Raw genomic sequence first — 17,471 nt, forward strand, 5'->3', positions numbered from 1 at the left:
GTGGAAAACGGCGCAGCCTTTTCCACGGGCAGTTCGCCGCGAGGGATTCCCTCACCCCAGCCCTCTCCCGGAGGGAGAGGGGGCGCTTCGAGCGGGTATTCGTCTTCGGTAGCTCCTGCTAGACACCAGGCCGTTGTAGGGGCAACGGTCTTATCGCGGCCATGGGCCGCTCCTACAGGGTGTCACGTTTTTGTAGGAGCGGCCCATGGCCGCAATAGAGTCAGCAGACGGATTCAGCCCCTTACCGCCTCGAGTACCGCCTCCAATGGATGGCGCAGGCGGCGGTCGTCGATCCGCTTGACCTGGCTGCGGCAGGAGTAGCCGGTGGCCAGGGCTTCGCCCTGGTCGGCCGGGACCGCCACGGCGCGGGCCCAGGATAGGTCGTAGATCACCTTGGAGGTCGCCAGGTTGCGTGCCTCGTGGCCGTAGGTGCCGGACATGCCGCAGCAGCCGGTGCTTTCCGGCTTGAGCCCCAGGCCCAGGCGTTCGAAGACCTGTTGCCACTGGCTGACGCTGGCCGGGGCATTGGTCTTCTCGGTGCAATGGCCGAGCAGGCGATAGACCTTGTCGCCAACTACCTGCTTTTCTCCCGGCAATACCTGCAGCAGCCACTCCTGGGGCAGCAGCACCTCGGGCATCCGGGCGATGCCGGGCACCTTGGTGTACTCCTGGCGGTAGACCAGGGTCATGGCCGGGTCCAGCCCCACCAGCTTGACGCCGAAGCCCGCCAGGCTGGCGAGTTGGGCCGCGTTGCGCCGCGCGGTGCGCTCGAAGGCGCCGAGGAAGCCCTGCACCTGCAGTGGCTTGCCGTTGGCGCGATAGGGGGCGAGGAATACCCGCTGGCCGAGCCGCGCCGCCAGTTCGAGGAAGGCGGCGGTGAGTGGCGTCTCGAAGTAGCGGGTGAAGGCGTCCTGCACCACCACGATGGTCCTGGCGCGCTCTTCATCGCTCAAGGCCAGCAGGCGTTCCGGGGTGGCGATCTGGACTTGCCACTGATGCATGACCGGCACCAGGTCGAAGCGGCTGAGCAGGGGGCTGTCGACCATGCCGATGCGTTCGGCGAACAGGCGCTGGATCGGCGTGGCGCCCATGACGGCGTTGTAGAGACCGGGCGCGCGAGCGAACAGCGGCAGGCTGAACTCCAGGGAGCCGATCAGGTAGTCACGCAGCGGCCGCAGGTAGCGACGGTGATAGAGCTCGAGAAAGCGCGAGCGGAATTCCGGCACGTTGACCTTGATCGGGCACTGGCCCGCGCAGGACTTGCACGCGAGGCACCCAGCCATGGCGTCGTAGACCTCGTGGGAGAAGTCCGCCTCGGCCTGGCGGCCATTGCGCCAGCGTTGCGGCAGGGCCTTGAGCCAGTTCAGCGCGCCACGCGGGGCCGGGGCCAGGACATCGATGCCGGCCTGGCCTTGCAGGCGCAGCCATTCGCGGATCAGGGCGGCGCGGCCCTTGGGCGAGTGGATACGCTGGCGGGTGGCCTTCCAGGACGGGCACATGGCGTCGTCGGGATCGTAGTTGTAGCAGGCACCGTTGCCGTTGCAGTGCATGGCGGTGCCGTAGCTCTGCCAGACGCGCTCGTCGAGGGTGCGGTCCAGCTCGCCACGCAAGGTCACGCCGTCGATCTTCAGCAGCTCGGCGCCGCTGGCGAGCGGGGTGGCGATCTTGCCCGGGTTGAGCTGATTGTGCGGATCGAAGGCACCCTTGAGCGCCTGCAAAGCCGGGTAGAGGTCCCCAAAGAAGGCCGGCGCGTATTCCGAGCGCACGCCCTTGCCGTGTTCGCCCCAGAGCAGGCCGCCGTATTTCTGGGTCAGCGCGGCGACCTGGTCGGAGATCGGCCGGACCAGGGCCGCCTGGCGCGGGTCCTTGAGGTCCAGCGCCGGACGCACGTGCAGCACCCCGGCGTCGACGTGGCCGAACATGCCGTATTGCAGGTTGTGGCCGTCGAGCAGGGCGCGGAATTCGGTGATGAAGTCGGCCAGGCGCTCCGGCGGGACCGCAGTGTCCTCGACGAAGGGCTGCGGACGTATCTCGCCCTGGACATTGCCCAAGAGGCCCACGGCGCGCTTGCGCATGGTGTAGACGCGGGTCACGGCGCTGCGGCCCACGGCCAGGGTGTGGCCCAGGCGTTCGACGGTGGCGTCCTGGCGCAGATGGTCGAGGAAGCCCTGGACGCGGGCATCCACGGCCTCGGGATCGTCGCCGCTGAATTCCACCAGGTTGATGCCCAGGGTGGGACGCGCGACGTCCTCGGGGAAGTATTCCGCCACGCTGTGCCAGACGATGTCCTGCATGGCCAGCAAGAGCACCTTGGAATCCACCGTCTCGATGGACAGCGGCTTGAGTTGGATCAGGGCGCGGGCATCGCGCAGGGCGTCCATGAAGCTGGCATAGCGGACGTTGACCAGCACCGAATACTTGGGAATCGGCAGGACGTTGAGCTTGGCCTCGGCGATGAAAGCCAGGGAGCCCTCGGCGCCGCAGAGCACGCTGTTGAGATTGAAGCGGCCGTCCGGTTCGATCAGGTGCGCGAGGTCATAGCCGGTGAGGCAGCGATTGAGCTTGGGAAAGCGCGCCTCGATCAGTTCGGCCTGTTGCTCGGCGATGTCCCGCGCACAGCGGTAGACCGCACCGGTGCGATCCTGGCGCGCGCAGAGGGCGTCCAGTTCGGCGGCGTCCACCGGACGACTTTCCAGGCGTTCGCCACCGATCAGGTAGGCGTCCAGTTCCAGCACATGGTTACGGGTCTTGCCGTAGGTCACGCTGCCCTGGCCGCTGGCGTCGGTATTGATCATGCCGCCGATGGTGGCGCGGTTGGAGGTGGACAGCTCCGGGGCGAAGAACAGGCCGTGGGGCCTGAGCGCGGCATTGAGCTGGTCCTTGACCACCCCCGCCTGCACCCGCACCCAGCCCTGCTCGACGTTGATCTCGAGGATGCGGTTCAGGTGACGGGAGAGATCGACCACGATGCCATCGGTGAGGGATTGGCCGTTGGTGCCGGTGCCGCCACCACGCGGGGTGAGGACCACGCCCTGGAAGCGCGACTCGCCCATCAACTGGGCCAGGCGCTGGACGTCGGCGCTGTCCTTGGGAAAGACCGCCGCCTGGGGCAGGCGCTGGTAGATGGAGTTGTCGGTGGCCATGACCGTGCGGCTGGCGTGGTCCGGCGCGATCTCGCCCTGGAAGCCGCTGGCAGCGAGGGCGGTGAGGAAGTCGGTGTAGGCGGTGGCAAGGGGCGCCGGGGCCGGCAGGCGGGCGATCATGTTCATCAGGCGGGCTCTCTGGCGGCGGACGGCCATCTCCTTCACCCAGCGAAGGAATGGCGTCGACCTTTTCTGGCTATAGTAGGCATTCTCACCAGAGGGCGCCGGGGCCACAACCGAAGATTCCGCCGCCTATGCCGGAAGAACTTGAATGAATCACCGTCGGCTGACGCCGTCCATGTCGCTGCTGCTGGCCTTCGAGGCGGCGGCGCGCCACGAGAGCTACACCCGGGCGGCCGAGGAGCTGTCCCTGACCCAGAGCGCCGTGGGCCGCCAGGTGCAGGCGCTCGAACAGTTGCTGGGGCTGACGCTGTTTCGTCGCGAGGGCCGGCAGATCGTGCTCACCGATGTGGGGCGCGCCTACAGCAGGGAACTGGGGCTGGCGCTGGGGCAGATCCGCAGTGCCACCCTGCAGGCCATGGCCTTCGCCTCCGGCCAGGGCACCCTGCGCCTGGCAGTGCTGCCGACCTTCGGCTCCAAGTGGTTGCTGCCACGCCTGGGCGGGTTCTACGCCGCCCACCCCGGCATGCTGGTGCACCTGCATTCGCGCATCCAGGCGGTGGACTTCGCCGCCAGCGAGATCGATGCCGCCATCAGCGTCGGCAGTGGCGACTGGCCGGGGCTCCGGGCCCATCCGTTGCAGGCCGAGCAACTGGCCGTCATCGCCAGTCCGGCCACCCTGGCGGAATTGCCGGACGCGACACCCGCCACCCTGGCCGGGCAACTGCTGCTCGGCGTGGCCAACAATCCCCAGGCCTGGGGCGAATGGTTCCGGCACCACGAGCTGCCGCACCGGGCCATGCGACCGGGGCCGAGTTTCGAGCTGACCTCGCACCTGATCCAGGCGGTGCGCGCCGGCATCGGTATCGGCCTGGTGCCGCGGGTACTGGTGGAGGACGAGCTGGGCCAGGGCGAGCTGGTGGCCTGCGGTATGCCCCTGGTCAGCCGGCGCAGCTACTACCTGGTCTATCCGCCGCGCAACGAGGGGCTGCCGTCGCTACAGGCCTTTCGCCAGTGGCTGCTGGCCGAGATCAACGACGCAGAGGTACATCCATGAGCAAGCCGGGACAGCGGGTACTGGCCGCGCTGCGGCAGATGATCCTGTCCGGCGAACTGGCGGCGGGCGAACGCCTGGCGGAGATACCCACCGCCGAGCGCTTCGCCGTGTCGCGCATGCCGGTACGCCTGGCCTTGCGCACCCTGGCCCAGGAGGGCCTGCTGGAAAGTAGCGGCGCCCGGGGCTACCAGGTGCGCGCCTTGACCGGTGCGGATCTGGAGGGTGCGGTGGAGGTACGCGGCGTACTGGAAGGCCTGGCCGCGCGCCAGGCGGCCGAGCGGGGATTGGACGCCGCCACCCGGGCCAAGCTGGAAGATTGCCTGCGGCGTGGCGATCGGCTGTTCGCCAAGGGACATGTGCTGCTGGAGGATCTGGAGGAGTACCACGACCTCAATCGCGCCTTTCACCAGGCCATCGTCGCGGCCAGCGGCAATCCGGCCATCGCCGTGGCCCTGGGGCGCCACGAGCACCTGCCCTTCGCCTCGGTCAGCGCCCTGGCGGTGGACGCGCAGAATCTTGGACGAGAATATCGCCGTTTCAACTTCGCCCATCTGCAGCACCATGCGGTGTTCGATGCCCTGGTACGCGGCCAGGGTGCCCGCGCCGAGGGCATCATGCGCGAGCACGCCCAGGCGACCCTGGGCTATGCACGGTGGTTCGGTGGGGAAGAGGGGGAGGCAGGGGAAATGAGGGTGCTGGTGTAGGGCGGGCCCTCACCCCGGCCCTCTCCCAAGGGGAGAGGGGAGTAAGAACCTGTTCACGATCTGCTGCGAGTCGGCCAAACCGCGTTGAAAATGCCCTGGGTCGCCAGCCCGGCCTGGGCGGCCCCGTCGCAATGCTCATTTACCACTCGTAAACCCGAGCGCGGGTCCGATCCGCTTCCTCAGCTATTTTCGTGGGGCCGCCTAGGCCTTGTTTGGCTCTGGCTCGCGAGATGGTGAACAGGTTCTGAGGTGGGCTCGGGGTGTTAGAGATCCAGCACCAGGCGCTCGCCCTTGGCGCGGGAGCAGCAGGGGGTGAAGCGGTCGTTGGCAGCGTGCTCGGCCGCGGAGAGGAAGAGGTCGCGATGCTCCGGTTCGCCGGCTAGCACCTGGGTCAGGCAGGTGCCGCAGAGGCCCTGGCCGCAGGACACCGGCAGGACGATGCCGAGATCTCCCAGCACCTCGACCACGCTGCGTTCGGCCGGTACCTGCACGCGGCGACCGCTGCGCGCCAGCTCTACCTCGAAGGGTCTTTGCTCGCCCTGGGCGGCGGGATCGGCGGCGAAGAACTCCCGATGGATCTGGCCGGGTTGCCAGCCCTGGGCCCGGGCGGCGTCCACCACCGCGGCCATGAAGCCGGCCGGCCCGCAGACATAGAGGTGGTCGTCCGGTGCCGCCGGACCGAGCAGGTGCTGGAAGTTGGGACGTAGCGCCGGGTCCTGCTGGTCGAAGTGGACCTTGACCCGGTCGGCATAGGGGCGTGCCTTGAGCCAGGGGATGAAGGCCGCATGGTCGCGATCCCGCACCAGGTAGCGCAGCTGGAAATGGGCACCTTGTTGATGGAGCTGCTCGGCCATGGCCAGGATGGGGGTGATGCCGATGCCACCGGCCAGCAACTGGGTGCGGCGCGCGGTGGGGACCAGGGCAAAGAGATTACGCGGCTCGCTGACCTGCAGGCGGTCGCCCACCTGAAGCCGGTGCATGGCCTGAGAGCCGCCGCGGGATTCCGGCACCAGTAGCACAGCGATGCGATAGTGGCTGGGCGCCGGTTCCGGGGTGGCGCAGAGGGAATAGTGGCGCACTAGGCCGTCGCCCAGGGTGATCTCCAGATGGGCCCCAGCGGCGAAGCCGGGTAGGGGGCCGCCGTCGGCCCGGGTCAGGTCGAAGGCCAGGATGGTGGGGGCCTCGCGCTGCACGGCGGTGACGATCAGATCGAGCATGGGGTGTCCTCCTAGGCGATCTGCCGGACCGGGATGCCGGTGGCGGCCTGTTCGGCGTCCAGCAGGCGGTCGATGATCTGCCGCGACTGCACGCCACCGGCATCGATGTTGAGTTTGAGCAGGCCGCGCTCGGGATAGCGCAACAGGTTCTGCTGTTGGCGTTCGAGCATCTCCAGGTCCTCGCTGAAGATCTTGCCCTGGCCCTCGCGGATGCTGGCGGTGAGTTCGGTATCGTCCGGCTTGAAGTTGCGCGCCATGCCCCAGAAGTACCAGATGGAGGTCTCGGTCTCGGGGGTGATGAAGTCCACCACCACGCTGGACGCCTTGACCGCGGCCGGGGCCTCGTAGCCGCCATGGCCGGCATGGGCTACGCCTACCTCGATCATCACGTGGCTGGGCGGGGTGAAGCGGCAGATCTGCCAGCGATCCACCGGGACATCGTCGGCCAGGCCGTTGCCACGCAGGGCCATGCGCCAGAAGGGCGGAGCGGGGATGTTCTCCATGTGGCGGCTGGTGATGACCTCGTCACCCTCGACGCGGGTAGCAGGCGGCGCCTCGTCGATCTCCTTCTGGCCGATGCTGGAGGCGTGGACATAGGTCTCGTGGGTGAGATCCATGAGGTTGTCGATCATCAGCCGGTAGTCGCATTGGATGTGATAGAGGCCGCCGCCATAGGCCCAGTCGGGGCTCTCGGCCCATTCCAGGTGCGGGATCAGCGCCGGATCGGCCTTGGCCTGATCGCCCGGCCAGACCCAGACGAAGCCGTGGCGCTCGATGGCAGCATAGGGGCGCACCGCGGGAAAGACGCCGACTCGCTGCCCCGGCATGCCCAGGGTCTTGCCACCGCAACCCATCTCCAGGCCGTGATAGCCGCAGACCAGGGTGCCGGCGCGGACGAAGCCCAGGGACAGCGGCGCGCCGCGGTGCGGGCAGAAGTCTTCCAGGGCCACCACCTGGCCATTGGCGTCACGGTAGAAGACCAGGGGTTCGCCGCAAATCTGGCGACCCAGGGGTTTGTCCTGGACTTCGTCGGGGGTGCAGGCGACGTACCAGGCGTTCTTCGGGTACATGATCGGGACCTCTTGTTGTTGTCTATTGGATCCAATAGTTATGAGATTTAACCATTCCTGTCAACGTGATTCCGTGGCGAAGGCCTCTATCAGGACGAATGGCGCTGCCATCTCCTCTGCTATTGGATCCTGTCTACCGAATCATCTCCATCGTTCATCGCTATCGTTCAAGCTAGGCAAAATAGTTAATTGACATAACTAAATGCCCAGCGTAGCTTCTGCTCCATATTCCCCAGACAACAAGAGGCACACGCCATGGGCAGCTACGACGGACGCTGGCAGACAGTCAAGGTGGATATCGAGGACGGTATCGCCTGGGTGACGCTCAACCGCCCCGAGAAACGCAACGCCATGAGTCCCACCCTCAACCGCGAGATGGTCGAGGTGTTGGAAACCCTGGAACAGGACGCCAGTGCGGGCGTACTGGTGCTGACCGGCGCCGGTGAGGCCTGGACCGCGGGCATGGATCTCAAGGAATACTTCCGCGAGACCGACGCCGGTCCGGAGATCCTGCAGGAGAAGATCCGCCGCGAGGCCTCCCAGTGGCAGTGGAAGCTCCTGCGCATGTACGCCAAGCCGACCATCGCCATGGTCAATGGCTGGTGCTTCGGCGGTGGCTTCAGCCCGCTGGTGGCCTGCGACCTGGCCATCACCGCCGACGAGGCCACCTTCGGCCTGTCCGAGATCAACTGGGGCATTCCGCCCGGCAACCTGGTGAGCAAGGCGCTGGCCGACACCGTGGGCCATCGCACCGCTCTCTACTATGTGATGACCGGCAAGACCTTCAGCGGTCCCGAGGCGGCGGCCATGGGCCTGGTCAACCAGAGCGTGCCGCGCGATCGGTTGCGCGAGGCGACCATCGCCCTGGCGCGGGAGCTGCTGGACAAGAATCCGGTGGTGCTGCGCGCCGCCAAGGTCGGCTTCAAGCGCTGCCGCGAACTGACCTGGGAGCAGAACGAGGACTACCTCTATGCCAAGCTGGACCAGTCGCGCCTGCAGGACCCGGAAGGCGGTCGTGAGCAGGGCATGAAGCAATTCCTCGACGAGAAGAGCATCAAGCCGGGTCTACAGACCTATAAGCGCTGAACCGCCAGCAGTACCTGTGCAGTACCGATAAAGACAACAAGAGGTAGCGTCATGGTCGAGGTATCCCTGCTCATCGGCGGCGCGAGCCGCCCGGCCGGCGACGGTCGCAGTTATCAGCGTTGCCATCCGGTGACCGGCGAGGTCGTCTCCACGGTGGCCGCCGCTACCCTGGAGGATGCCGACGCCGCCGTGGCCGCGGCCCAGGCTGCCTTTCCCGCCTGGGCGGCGCTGCCGCCGGGCGAGCGTCGCCGGCGCCTGCTGGCGGCGGCCGATGGCCTGGCCGCGCGCAGTGGCGAATTCATCGCCCTGGCCGGCGAGACCGGCGCCATGGCCAACTGGTACGGCTTCAACGTGCACCTGGCTGCCAACATGCTGCGCGAGGCGGCGGCCATGACCACCCAGATCCAGGGCGAGGTCATTCCTTCCGACGTCCCCGGCAGCTTCGCCATGGCCTTGCGCCAGCCCTGCGGCGTGGTGCTCGGCATCGCGCCCTGGAACGCCCCGGTGATCCTCGGTACCCGCGCCCTGGCCATGCCCCTGGCCTGTGGCAATACCGTGGTGCTCAAGGCCTCGGAGCAGAGCCCTGGGGTGCACCGGCTGATCGGCCAGGTGCTGCAGGACGCCGGGCTGGGCGATGGGGTGGTCAATGTCGTCACCAATGCCCCGGCGGATGCCCCGGCCATCGTCGAACGGCTGATCGCCAACCCGGCGGTGCGGCGGGTCAACTTCACCGGTTCCACCCGGGTCGGCCGCATCGTCGGCGAGCTGGCGGCGCGCCATCTCAAGCCGGCCGTGCTGGAACTGGGCGGCAAGGCGCCGTTGCTGGTGCTGGCAGACGCCGACCTGGACGCCGCGGTCGCCGCGGCGGCCTTCGGTGCCTACTTCAACCAGGGCCAGATCTGCATGTCCACCGAGCGCCTGCTGGTGGACAGCCGCATCGCCGATGCCTTCGTCGAGCGGTTGGCGGCCAAGGTGCGCACCCTCAAGGCCGGCGATCCGGGCGCGCCCGATTCGGTGCTGGGTTCCTTGATCGATGCCAGCGCCGGGACTCGCATCAAGGCGCTGATCGACGATGCCGTGGCCAAGGGCGCCCGCCTGGTCTGCGGCGGCCAGCTCGATGGCAGCATCCTGCAACCGACCCTGCTGGATGGCGTCACCGCCGAGATGAAGCTCTATGCCGAGGAATCCTTCGGTCCGGTGGCGGTGGTGATCCGCGCCGAGGGCGACGAGGCCCTGCTACGGTTGGCCAACGACTCCGAATTCGGCCTTTCGTCCGCCATCTTCAGTCGCGATACCGCCCGCGCCCTGGCGCTGGCCCAGCGGGTGGAGAGCGGCATCTGCCATATCAACGGCCCCACGGTGCACGACGAGGCGCAGATGCCCTTTGGTGGCGTCAAGGCCAGCGGCTATGGCAGCTTCGGCTCGCGGGCCTCCATTGAGCATTTCACCCAGTTGCGCTGGGTGACGCTGCAGACGGAGCCGCGCCACTACCCGATCTAGTTTTCCTTAATTAAGGCTTGTTTGAAAAGTCGCCGAACTAAGGTTAGGCAAGGCAAAAATCAGCGAGGAAGCGGATCGGACTCGCGCTCGAGTTTACGAATGGTAAATGAGCATTGCGACGGGGCCGCCCAGGCCGGGCTGGCGATCCAGCTGATTTTTAACGCAGCATCACCGATGTGCAGGCACTTTTCAGACAAAGCCTAGCTCCTGTCGCGACAACAATAAGAGGCGCCTCCTGGCGCCAGCCCAGAGGAGAGTTCAAGGTGAGCCACGTCACGCAAACCCGTGCGCCCGCGGATCGGCCGCTGCGCTATCGCCCGGTGGCCCTGGGGCAACCCGGTGTCAAGGTCGAAGAGCGGGGTGGGCTGCTCTACATGGTCTCCCAGGAGGCCCTTGTGCCACCGCCACCGCGGTTGCTGGATCGCCTGTTGCACTGGGCCGAGGTGGCACCGGCCCGTACCTTCTTCGCCGCCCGCGAGGCCGGCGGTGCCTGGCGCGAGTTATCCTACGGCGAGATGCTGCAACGGGTGCGCCAGCTGGCCGCCGCGCTGCTGGAGTTCGGCCTGTCGGCCGAGCGACCCTTGGCGATCCTGTCCGGCAACGATCCCGAACACCTGCAACTGGCCATGGCGGCGCTCTATGCCGGCATTCCCTTCTGCCCGGTGTCGCCCGGCTATGCGCTGTTGTCCCAGGATCACGCCAAGCTGCGCCATGTCTGCGGTCTGCTGCAGCCCGGGTTGGTGTTCGTCAGCGACGGCCCGGCCTTCCAGAAGGCACTGGACGCCGTGCTGCCGGCCGACGTTCCCGTCGTGGCGACCCGTGGCCAGGTGGCGGGGCGCCTTACCCTGGCCTTCGAGGCGCTGTTCGCTCGTGGTGAGCTGGGTGCGGCCGAGCGAGCCTTTCTCGCCACCGGGCCGGACAGCATCGCCAAGTTTCTCTTCACCTCCGGCTCCACCAAGCTGCCCAAGGCGGTGACGACCACTCAGCGCATGCTCTGCGCCAACCAGCAGATGCTCTTGCAGACCTTTCCGGTGTTTGGCGAAGAGCCGCCGGTGCTGGTGGACTGGCTGCCCTGGAACCACACCTTTGGTGGCAGTCACAACCTGGGGATCGTGCTCTACAACGGCGGCACCTTCTATCTCGACGAAGGCAAGCCGACCCCCCAGGGCTTCGGCGAGACCCTGCGCAATCTGCGCGAGGTGTCGCCCACCGCCTACCTCACGGTGCCGCGCGGCTGGGAAGAGCTGGCCAATGCCCTGGAGCGCGACGCTGACTTGCGCGAGAGATTCTTCGCCCGCATGCGGCTGTTCTTCTTTGCCGCGGCGGGGCTATCGCAAAGCGTCTGGGATCGCCTGGACCGTATCGCCGAGGCCCATTGCGGCGAACGCATCCGCATGATGGCCGGCCTGGGCATGACCGAGGCCTCGCCCAGCTGCACCTTCACCACCGGTCCGCTGGCGGTGGCCGGCTACGTCGGGGTGCCGGCACCGGGCTGCGAACTCAAGCTGGTGCCGGTGGACGGCAAGCTGGAAGGGCGCTTTCGAGGTCCGCACATCATGCCTGGCTACTGGCGCGATACGGCCCAGACCACGGCCTGCTTCGACGAGGAGGGCTTCTACTGCTCGGGCGATGCACTCAAGCTGGTCGACCCGGCCAATCCACAACTGGGCCTGATGTTCGACGGCCGCATCGCCGAGGACTTCAAGCTCTCGTCCGGGGTCTTCGTCAGCGTCGGCCCCCTGCGCAATCGCGCGGTGCTGGAAGGCACGCCGCTGGTGCAAGACGTGGTGGTGGCGGCGCCGGATCGCGAGTGTCTGGGACTGCTGGTCTTTCCGCGCCTGGCGGATTGCCGGCAACTGGCCGGGCTGGACGACGGCGTCGATGCCGCCACGGTGCTGGCCAGCGCCCCGGTGCAGGACTGGTTCGCCGCCTGGCTCAAGCGCCTCAATCGCGAGGCCTCGGGCAACGCCAGCCGCCTGGAATGGATCGCCCTACAGGAAGAGCCGCCATCCGCCGACCGCGGCGAGATCACCGACAAGGGCTCGCTCAACCAGCGCAGCGTCCTGACCTATCGGGCGGAGCGGGTCGCGGCCTGCTACCAGGGCACGGCGCCTCTGTTGATTCGGGCGTGATTGGGGGCGTTGGGCTTCCCTCACCCCAGCCCTCTCCCGGAGGGAGAGGGGGCATTGAGTGCCACTGTGCGATTTTCGTAGGTTGCGGTTGAGCGCCGCGAAGCTCAACACAGGGAGCAAGTGGCTGAAGGCATCCCTCACCCCAACCCCTCTCCCTGAGGGAGAGGGAGCGCTAGGGGCCGTGCCTGACAGCGGGTGCGGCTGCCGTAGGTGGGGGCGAGTGCGGCGAAGCCCAGCCAAGGCGGCGGTGGCTGACGCCACCGTTCTTCCCCGACCTTCTTCCAGGAGGGGAAGGAGCGCTCAACCCTTGCGTGACTTGGTCGTCGCGCCGGTGCCGTACAGGGGTTTGCCGCCCAGGCTGCGGGTCAGTTCATCCGCGGCCTTGCGCAGCACCTCGTATAGGGTTTCGGCGCGTTCCAGGCTGAGGCGGTTCGCCGGGCCCGATATCACGATGGCGCCCAGCAGCTCTTCCTGGGCGTCGTAGATGGGCAGGGCCAGGGAAGAGGCGTGCGGGTCCGTGGCGCCGCAGGAGTAGTAGGGGGTGATCCCGGCCTTGGCCACCTCGTAGGGGGTCTGCAGCGCCAGGGCGCCGGCTGCCTTGTCCATCGGCCGCATGTCGCCGGGCTGCAGGTGCAGGCGCAGGCGGTGCGGGGAATTCACCCGGTACTGGCAGAGGCGGTAGGCTCCGTGCCTGACGTAGTAGGAGGCGGTTTCCCCGCTTTCCTCGGTGAGCTGATGCAGACGCGGCATGATGTGGCGGCCGACGTCGTGGGAATCCTGGTAGACGGCATTGAGGCGTACCACCTCGCTGGCCAGGATGTAGTTGCCATCGGCGAGCCGGGTGACCAGGCCGTATTTCTCCAGCGACACCACCAGACGCATGATGGTGCTCTTGATCAAGCCGGTGCGGCTGGCCAGTTCGGCGAGGCTCAAGGCAGCGTCGCCGACGCGAAAGGCGGTGAGAACGGTCAAGACGCGGTCAGCGGAAGCGACGCCGGAAACGCCTGGGCGAGGACGGGTGGTGTTCAAGCTCAAGTTCCTGAGTGGGCAGCTATCCGCTCATTATCCGCTAGCGTCCGCGCAGCGCATAGAGAGTCGCACCTGTCAGCCGCTCGGGCTGCCTGATGGCGCGTCACCCGATTGGGTCTGGATGTTTCTCGGCTGCTCAGGCGCCGACCGAACGAGGCTCCACCCGGGTGACGCTCCCGGCAGGGCGTCGCACCCGATCTGGCTTTATCAATAAAAAGAAAATTACATTCTGAAAATTTGAATGGAGCCTTTTGGCTGGTCGACCTTCTGCCGGGGCTGAAGTCCTGTTGAGCGACTATCCGTCTTTTCTGGTTACGATTTCTCTGAGCATTGCTTGGTCTATCGGCTCGTTTATGAAATGGCATTGCATTATCTTGGTTTCGCAGGGAAGGTCCTTGCCAGCGTATCCGCGCAGGGACACCGCTGGCCAGGGCGCCCGATGCCTCGGGTGTGCCCGGCGCGGTGACCCGCCATTCCAACAAGAACAACAGAGAGCCATCCATGACCAAGACCGCGAGCGCTTTAGTAGCCTCTTTCCTGGCGCTGTCCCTAGGCCCCGTCACGGCACACGCCGCCTGGCCGGAAGATCGGCCCATCGAATTCCTGGTCGCCTATGCCCCCGGTGGCAGCACCGATGTCATGGCGCGCGCGATGCAGCCCTATCTGGAGAAGCGCCTGGGCGCGAAGATCGTCATCGTCAACCGCCCCGGCGCGGCGGGCGAGATCGCCTACACCATGCTGAGCAAGGCGAAACCCGATGGCTACACCTTCGCCTTCATCAATACCCCCGGCTTCCTGAGCACACGGGTCCAGCGCAAGGTGGGCTACGACCCGGCGAAGATCCGCCCGGTGGCGCGCATCGTCGATGATCCCACGGTGCTGGCGGTCCCCAAGGATTCCACCTACAAGACCCTGGCGGATTTCACCGCGGCCGCCAAGGCCGCACCTGGCAAGTTCTCGATTGGCACCTCCGGCGTCGGCACGGATGACCACTTGATGATGGTGGAGCTGCAGCAGCTGACCGACATCAAGCTCACCCACGTGCCCTTCAGTGGCGCCTCCGAATCCCGCACCGCCCTGATGGGTGGCCATATCAGCGCGGCGGGCCAGAACATCAGCGAGATGAACGCGGACGACGACTTCCGCGTCCTCGCGCAGTTTTCCGCCGAGCGCATGCCCCAGCAGCCCGACCTCCCCACCGCCAAGGAGCAGGGCGTCGACCTGGTCATGACCTCCGAACGGGGCATCGCCGCGCCGTCCGGGGTGCCCGAGGCCATCGAGCAGCGCATGGCGCAGGCGGTGAAGGAGGTCATCGAGGATCCGGCCTTCGTCAAGCAGGCCCAGGATCTGTCGCTGCCGCTGGCCTATCTGTCCGGAGAGGACTGGGCCGCCCAGATGCCGGCGCAACTCGCGGGCTACCAGAAGCTGTGGAGCGTCTCGCCATGGGTGCAGTGACGCGCGGCAATCGTCCCGACTTGCTCGCCAGCGGCATCTTCATCGGCCTGGGGGCGCTGGTGCTCTGGTCGTCGAAGGACCTGCCGTTCGGCAGCGCGGCCATGATGGGGCCGGGCTATCTGCCGGTATTGGTCGGCTCGCTGGTGATCATCCTCGGCGTCGTCATCGGCCTGCTGGGCCTGTGGCAGCACGCGGAGTCCATCGGCGCCGTGCAGCTCAGGCCCTTGCTGATCCTGCTGGCCTCCGTCGGCGGCTTCGCCCTGGCGGCCGAGTACGCCGGCTTCATCGTCGCGGCGGCCGGGCTGGTGATCTTCGGCAGCCTGGCCGACCGCGAGTGGCGGCTGCGCGAGGTATTGATCTCCAGCGTGGTGCTGACCCTGTTCGGCGTGCTGGTCTTCATCTACGGGCTGGATGTCCAGATGCGGGTAGGGCCTTTCTGATGGAGATCTTCGACGCGCTCTACCTGGGCTTCTCCGAAGCTATGAGTCCGACCAACCTGGCGTTCTGCCTGATCGGGGCCCTGCTCGGGACGCTGATCGGCGTGCTGCCGGGCATCGGGCCCACGGCCACGGTGGCGATCCTGTTGCCGATCACCTATTTCCTGCCACCACTGGCCGCCCTGATCATGCTGGCCGGCATCTTCTACGGCGCCCAGTACGGTGGCTCGACCACGGCGATCCTGGTCAATCTGCCGGGTGAGGCCTCGGCCGTGGTCACGGCGCTGGACGGCCATGCCATGGCCAAGCGCGGGCGGGCGGGGGCAGCGCTCGCCACCGCTGCCCTGGCGTCCTTCTTCGCCGGAACCGTTGCCACCATGGCCCTGGCGGTGGCCGGGCCCGTGCTGTCGCGCTTCGCCCTGTCCTTCGGGCCAGCGGAATACGTGGCGCTGACCGTGTTCGGTCTGCTGGCGGCGACCATCCTGGCCAGCGGCTCGGTGATCAAGGCGGTCGGCATGGTCTGCCTGGGACTGCTGCTCGGCATGGTGGGCATGGATGTCAGCAGTGGCACCACGCGCCTGACCTTCGGTTCCACCGACCTCTACGACGGCATCGATTTCGTGGTGATCGCGGTAGGCCTGTTCGGCATCGCCGAGATCGCCGTCAACCTCGAATCCCGCGAAGCCCGCGGCACCCTCGCCGGCAGGATCACCCGGTTGTGGCCCACCCGCGAGGACTTCCGCAGGGCCTGGCCGGCCACCTTGCGCGGTACGGCCCTGGGCACCTTCCTGGGCGTATTGCCCGGCGGCGGCGCGACCCTGAGCGCCTTCAGTGCCTATTCGCTGGAAAAGAAGGTCTCGAAGACGCCGGAGCGGTTCGGCACCGGGATGGTGGAGGGCGTCGCCGCGCCGGAGTCGGCCAACAATGCGGGCGCCCAGTCGTCCTTCATCCCGTTGCTGACCCTGGGCATCCCCTCCAACTCGATCATGGCCATGATGCTCGGCGCCATGATGATCCACGGCATCACCCCCGGGCCTTCGGTGATCACCAACCAGCCGGCGTTGTTCTGGGGGCTGATCGCCAGCATGTGGATCGGCAACCTGATGCTGCTGGTCATCAACCTGCCGCTCATCGGCGTCTGGGTGCGGCTGCTGCAGGTGCCCTATCGGTTGCTGTTCCCGGCCATCCTGCTGTTCTGCTGCGTCGGGGTATATAGCGTCAACAACCGTGGCTTCGACGTCGCCCTGGTGATCATCTTCGGCCTGCTGGGCTATCTGTTCCGCAAGGCCAGGTGCGAACCGGGTCCGCTGTTGCTGGGCTTCGTCCTCGGGCCCTTGCTGGAAACCAACCTGAGGCGCGCCTTGCTGATCTCCCAGGGTGATCCGGCCGTGCTGGTCCAGCGGCCGATCAGCGCCACCCTGTTCGCCGCCTCCGCCATCCTGCTGGTGATGATGGTGCTGCCGGCCTTTCGCCGGAAGCGGGAGGAAGCCTTCCAGGAGGAAGAGGCCTGAGCGGGAAGGGGGCGACGGGCTGCGCTCGCCCCCTGTCGTGGCGCTATCGGCAGGCGACGTCGAAGGCCTGGGCGATGGTGTCGAGCAAGGCGTTCTCGGAGTCCTGCTTGCGCCGTGCCAGGGCGAGCTGGCGAGTGGGCGCCGCGGCGCCGAGGGAGACCTCCCGTATCTCATAAGGACCCAGGTGTTCCGGGCGCAGCCGCGGCAGCACCGAGACGCCCAGACCCAGGCCGACCATGGCGATGATGGCGTCGGCGCTGGGGACGTCGAGCAAGGCCTCGCACTGGGGCACCAGGCCGTCGACGAAGCGGGCCGCCAGGCGACCGACCACCAATTTGCGATCCAGCCTGATCCAGGGATAACGCCGCAGATAAGCCTCGGGCGCCAGGGGAGCGAGCTGCGCTGGCACCACCAGTACCAGGGGTTCGCGGAGCAGATCATGCCAATGCAGCCGGGCCGAGCCGCCGCCCGGTGGTCTGACCAGGATGGCGGCATCCAGGCGGTCCGCTTTCAGGGCGGCGATCAGTTCGGGCGTATTGTGCCGTTCCAGTTGCAGGGTGATGCCGGGGGCCCGCCGCTGCAGTTCGGCAACCGCTCTGGGCAGCAATGTGGTCAGGATCGAACCCGTCACCCCGAGACGGACGCGACCGGTCAGCGGCTGGGCGCGCTGATTGCGCAGCTTCTCGAGATCGGCCAGCGGCCGGGCCATGGTGTCGAGCAATCGTCGGGCGAAGCCGGTGGCCTGCACCGCCCGACCCGACCGATCGAACAGTGACTGGCCGAAGTAAGCCTCGAGCTGCTTGATCTGCAGGCTGACCGCACTGGGGGTCAGGTTCACCGCTTCCGCGGCGGCGGCGAAGGAGCCGCGCTCCACCGCCGCCTGCAGAGTCAGGAAGGCTTCGATCTTCATGAGTTTTTCTCGTCTTTGGAGCGACGAAGAATAACTTTTCTTGGCGGGTCGAGCGCCTAAGATGGCCAAAACGACCAGGCCAGCGGCATGAACCAGACGA

13 protein-coding genes are annotated in these 17,471 nt (G+C 67.1%); 8 read left to right on the forward strand and 5 right to left on the reverse strand.

Annotated elements, in window-relative coordinates:
• Window positions 1-233 precede the first annotated feature (233 nt).
• A complete protein-coding gene (locus tag RND78_RS13190; RefSeq protein ID WP_312729416.1) occupies window positions 234-3,263 on the reverse strand; it encodes an FAD-binding and (Fe-S)-binding domain-containing protein in 3,030 nt (1,009 codons plus the stop codon).
• A 151-nt stretch (window positions 3,264-3,414) separates the two neighbouring features.
• Between RND78_RS13190 and RND78_RS13195 the strand changes: the two genes are divergently transcribed.
• Both RND78_RS13195 and RND78_RS13200 read left to right on the forward strand, forming a co-directional pair.
• Window positions 3,415-4,320, forward strand: coding sequence for a LysR substrate-binding domain-containing protein (locus RND78_RS13195; protein WP_312729319.1), 906 nt, complete (start codon window positions 3,415-3,417; stop codon window positions 4,318-4,320).
• Entirely contained in the window at window positions 4,317-5,024 is a 708-nt protein-coding gene (locus RND78_RS13200; protein WP_312729321.1) for a GntR family transcriptional regulator, read from the forward strand. Before RND78_RS13195 ends, RND78_RS13200 begins: the two co-directional genes overlap by 4 nt.
• 263 nt (window positions 5,025-5,287) lie before the next feature.
• Here the strand turns inward: RND78_RS13200 and RND78_RS13205 are convergent, their stop codons facing one another.
• Window positions 5,288-6,241, reverse strand: coding sequence for a PDR/VanB family oxidoreductase (locus tag RND78_RS13205; protein ID WP_312729323.1), 954 nt, complete (start codon window positions 6,239-6,241; stop codon window positions 5,288-5,290).
• Window positions 6,242-6,252: 11 nt separating this feature from the next.
• Entirely contained in the window at window positions 6,253-7,311 is a 1,059-nt protein-coding gene (locus RND78_RS13210; RefSeq protein ID WP_312729324.1) for an aromatic ring-hydroxylating dioxygenase subunit alpha, read from the reverse strand.
• A gap of 255 nt (window positions 7,312-7,566) precedes the next feature.
• Here RND78_RS13210 and RND78_RS13215 point away from each other — a divergent pair, with 255 nt between their 5' ends.
• The 3 genes from RND78_RS13215 to RND78_RS13225 all read left to right on the forward strand — a co-directional run bounded on the left by RND78_RS13215 (window position 7,567) and on the right by RND78_RS13225 (window position 12,029).
• Window positions 7,567-8,397 carry a p-hydroxycinnamoyl CoA hydratase/lyase gene (locus RND78_RS13215; protein WP_312729325.1) on the forward strand — a complete coding sequence of 277 codons (831 nt, stop codon included), beginning with the start codon at window positions 7,567-7,569 and terminating at the stop codon, window positions 8,395-8,397.
• A gap of 51 nt (window positions 8,398-8,448) precedes the next feature.
• Window positions 8,449-9,897: an aldehyde dehydrogenase gene (locus RND78_RS13220; RefSeq protein WP_312729326.1), complete on the forward strand. Its 1,449-nt coding sequence runs from the start codon at window positions 8,449-8,451 to the stop codon at window positions 9,895-9,897.
• A gap of 263 nt (window positions 9,898-10,160) precedes the next feature.
• A complete protein-coding gene (locus RND78_RS13225) occupies window positions 10,161-12,029 on the forward strand; it encodes a feruloyl-CoA synthase (protein ID WP_312729327.1) in 1,869 nt (622 codons plus the stop codon).
• 300 nt (window positions 12,030-12,329) lie between these two features.
• Here RND78_RS13225 and RND78_RS13230 read toward each other — a convergent pair whose 3' ends face one another.
• Window positions 12,330-13,058 carry an IclR family transcriptional regulator gene (locus RND78_RS13230; RefSeq protein WP_059227289.1) on the reverse strand — a complete coding sequence of 243 codons (729 nt, stop codon included), beginning with the start codon at window positions 13,056-13,058 and terminating at the stop codon, window positions 12,330-12,332.
• 501 nt (window positions 13,059-13,559) lie between these two features.
• Between RND78_RS13230 and RND78_RS13235 the strand changes: the two genes are divergently transcribed.
• From RND78_RS13235 to RND78_RS13245, 3 genes are read left to right on the forward strand one after another with little or no spacing between them, the layout of a single operon-like run.
• Complete coding sequence (locus RND78_RS13235) at window positions 13,560-14,513, forward strand: tripartite tricarboxylate transporter substrate binding protein (protein WP_312729330.1); 954 nt, start codon at window positions 13,560-13,562, stop codon at window positions 14,511-14,513.
• Window positions 14,501-14,953: a tripartite tricarboxylate transporter TctB family protein gene (locus tag RND78_RS13240; RefSeq protein WP_312729331.1), complete on the forward strand. Its 453-nt coding sequence runs from the start codon at window positions 14,501-14,503 to the stop codon at window positions 14,951-14,953. The genes RND78_RS13235 and RND78_RS13240 overlap by 13 nt, the downstream gene beginning before the upstream one ends.
• Window positions 14,953-16,461, forward strand: coding sequence for a tripartite tricarboxylate transporter permease (locus RND78_RS13245; protein ID WP_312729332.1), 1,509 nt, complete (start codon window positions 14,953-14,955; stop codon window positions 16,459-16,461). The genes RND78_RS13240 and RND78_RS13245 overlap by 1 nt, the downstream gene beginning before the upstream one ends.
• Window positions 16,462-16,504: 43 nt before the next feature.
• Here the strand turns inward: RND78_RS13245 and RND78_RS13250 are convergent, their stop codons facing one another.
• A complete protein-coding gene (locus tag RND78_RS13250; protein WP_059227295.1) occupies window positions 16,505-17,371 on the reverse strand; it encodes a LysR family transcriptional regulator in 867 nt (288 codons plus the stop codon).
• Between the last annotated feature and the right edge of the window lie 100 nt (window positions 17,372-17,471).

Source organism: Pseudomonas oryzihabitans (assembly GCF_032027545.1).
Taxonomy (GTDB): domain Bacteria; phylum Pseudomonadota; class Gammaproteobacteria; order Pseudomonadales; family Pseudomonadaceae; genus Chryseomonas; species Chryseomonas oryzihabitans_F.